General features: G+C 64.8%; 3 protein-coding genes. 1 reads left to right on the forward strand and 2 read right to left on the reverse strand.

Translation table 11 applies throughout. From position 1 onward, the window contains the following. The coding region (locus tag WBF82_RS00005) for an MFS transporter (protein ID WP_424381067.1) at nt 1-774 on the forward strand (774 nt) is incomplete at its 5' end. Nucleotides 775-779: 5 nt separating this feature from the next. Here the strand turns inward: WBF82_RS00005 and WBF82_RS00010 are convergent. Both WBF82_RS00010 and WBF82_RS00015 read right to left on the reverse strand, forming a co-directional pair. After that, nucleotides 780-1,535, reverse strand: a complete 756-nt coding sequence (locus tag WBF82_RS00010; protein ID WP_424381068.1) for an MmpS family transport accessory protein — start codon at nt 1,533-1,535, stop codon at nt 780-782. Between the two features lie 85 nt (nt 1,536-1,620). Beyond that, nucleotides 1,621-2,712, reverse strand: a 1,092-nt coding sequence (locus WBF82_RS00015; RefSeq protein WP_424381069.1) for a GMC oxidoreductase, incomplete at its 5' end; no start/stop codon positions are given.

Genomic DNA, 2,712 nt, shown 5'->3' on the forward strand with positions numbered 1-2,712 from the left:
TTGCTGCAGCTGTCTGCTGGCGACGGCATGAACGTTCGGACGGCGATGCTGGTTGCCGCAGGATGGTTAGCGGTGTGTGCGCTGCCGCTGCTGCTAACCGCACGCCGGCTGCCTTCGGCGGGTGAGGTCGCCCAGCCCGAGGGCGGCTTGATCGGTGGTTACCGCAAGTTGTGGAATGAGCTGGCCGCCGAATGGCGCCGGGATCGCAACTTGGTGTATTTCGTGCTGGCCAGCGCGGTGTTTCGGGATGGGCTGGCTGGCGTGTTGACCTTCGGCGGCGTGCTCGGTGTCAACGTTTATGGGATCTCACCGGCCGATGTGCTGATATTCGGGGTTGCCGCGAGCGTGGTGGCGGCGCTTGGCGCGGTGGTCGGCGGGCTGGTCGATGATCGGATCGGATCCAAGACGGTGATCGTCGCATCGCTCGCCAGCATCATCGCGGTGTGTCTGACGATGATGGCGTTGTCCGGTCCCGGCGCATTCTGGCTCTGCGGACTGCTGCTGGGCCTGTTCATCGGGCCCGCGCAGTCGTCGGCGCGCACGCTGCTGCTGAGGATGTCCAGAGACGGTAAGGAAGGCGTGGCCTTCGGCCTTTACACGATGACCGGGCGTGCGGTGTCGTTCTTGGCGCCCTGGCTGTTTTCGGTTTTCGTCGACGTGTTCGGCGCCGTCCGCGCCGGCATGGGAGGGCTGTGTCTGGTCATGGGCGCCGGGTTGCTGGGCTTGCTGATGGTGCGCGCCCCGAGCCGAAGCCTCACGCCGACCGGGGTTTGACGCGTTCAGCTCGACCCGTTGCAGACCGTCAGACCAACGCCGGTGCGCTCGTTGACCTCGACGCCGTCCACGGTCAGCGTGCAGGTGACGTCGTGGCCGATATTGATGATCGTGATACTGGCTTTGGCGCTGCTCGACGCAGCCAGGGTGACTTCCTTGCTCCACGGCAACACGACGTTGAATTCGGTCTGCATCAACCCGTCGTTGTCCACATAGGTGATGCTGATGGCGCGGCCTTCGCCGGTGACGTTGTAGCCGACGGTCTGTGTCGCGCCCGCAGCGGCGGGCGGAGCGGATTCGGTGCTGCTCGGCGCGGATGCGCTGGCGGACGACGACGGCGAGGTGGATGTGGTCGACGCCGCGTTTGGTGAACTGGGCATCGCCGGCAACGGGGGCACCTCGGTTTGCTTCCTCGCCGTGCCGTTGGCGATCACCAGGGCGATGACCAGGGCGGCGACCAGCAGCACCGCAGCACCAGTGACGATCCACAGCCAGCGCGGTGCCTTCGCCCTGCCAGGCGTGGGTTCTTCCGGCGGTTGATCCGCCTGAGGTTGACCGTGCGTCCAGTACCGCGGGAGTTGCTCGGTCGGGTGGGTTGCGTTCGAATTGGGCGCTGTGCCCGGGTAGTGCGGGGGCGGATAGAACGACTGTCCGCTGTATGCCGGGTCGGCGTACGGCGGATAAGGCTGACGTATTCGCTGGGTTTGTTCGGTCCCCTCTTGAGCTGAACGCGTCTGCTCGGACCGACGCGGATCGTTCATGCCCACCTCATGGGTGCAGGTTACCTGCAGCACGACTCCCGCCGCCGAGACTTCCGCTGAGCGGCTGTGATCCGCGCAGGCTGAGTTAGATCGCTGATAGGCGAAGAGCCGCCGGTGCGCTTTCGGGCACGATCGGATTGCGCGGCCGGACCGGCGAAATCCGCTGATAGGTGGAGCCGAGTGGAGGACGCGGGTCAGGTTCGCCCTTGTTTGGCCAGAGCGCGACCGCCCGTTCCGACTGCGCGGTGATGGTGAGGGCGGGGTTTGCGCCGAGGTTCGCCGAAATAGCGGAACCATCAATCACATGCAAGCCCGGATGCCCGTACAGCCGTTGATATGGGTCGATGACGCCGGACGCGGGTGAGTCCCCGATGGGGCAGCCACCGATGAAATGCGCCGTGGTCGGAATGTTGAAGATGTCGGTGTACAGGCCACGCGGATCGCCGTCGAGCTTGTCGGCAGCGCGCCGGGCGACCTCATTTGCGATCGGAATCCAGTTGGGGTTGGGCTCGCCCTTGCCCTGGCGGGAGGTCATCTTGGTGCCGAGAAGGCCGCGCTTGAGATAGGTAGTGAGCGAGTTGTCGAGATCTTGCATAACAAGCAGGAGCAGACCCCGCTCGCTGGCCCTGTGGACGTTAAAGGTCCGGACGAACGCAGCTGGGTGGCGCAGGTTGATCAACGCCCATTTGGCCAGGCGGTGCTTGTCGCCGTCCACCAGGGTTGTGTTGAGCAGTGCCATCGCGTTGCTGCCCTTGCCGCCGCGGAAGGCCTCGATGTGGGTGTTCGCATCCGGGTGAATCGATGACGTCCCGGCGATGCCTTGGGCCATGTCGGTTCGCGAGCGGGAGATGGCCATCAGAGCAGCCTCCGAGTTGGTTCGCGCCAATTCACCGAGCCGTGGCGATATGTGCGGTAGCGAACCGCTGGCTCGTAGTCGGTGCAGCAGATTTTGCGTGCCGATCGCGGCGGCGGAAAACACAACCTGATCGGCCCGCCATATCCGGCGTTGCCTGCGCACCCACCGTCCGCTACGAACGGTTTCGACTTCATACCCGCCGCCCTCTGACTCGCGCACATCGACGACCGTTGTCATGGGATGAGTCTGTGCCCCAGCTTTTTCCGCGAGATACAGGTAGTTACGTTCGGTGGTGTTCTTGGCGTTGTGCGGGCATCCGGT

The organism is Mycobacterium sp. (assembly GCF_049673265.1).
Taxonomy (GTDB): domain Bacteria; phylum Actinomycetota; class Actinomycetes; order Mycobacteriales; family Mycobacteriaceae; genus Mycobacterium.

What these genes read in the sequence shown, in the direction of transcription:
- WBF82_RS00010 (WP_424381068.1), bottom strand. Translation starts at nt 1,535, where the DNA reads ATGAACGATCCGCGTCGGTCCGAGCAGACGCGTTCAGCTCAAGAGGGG.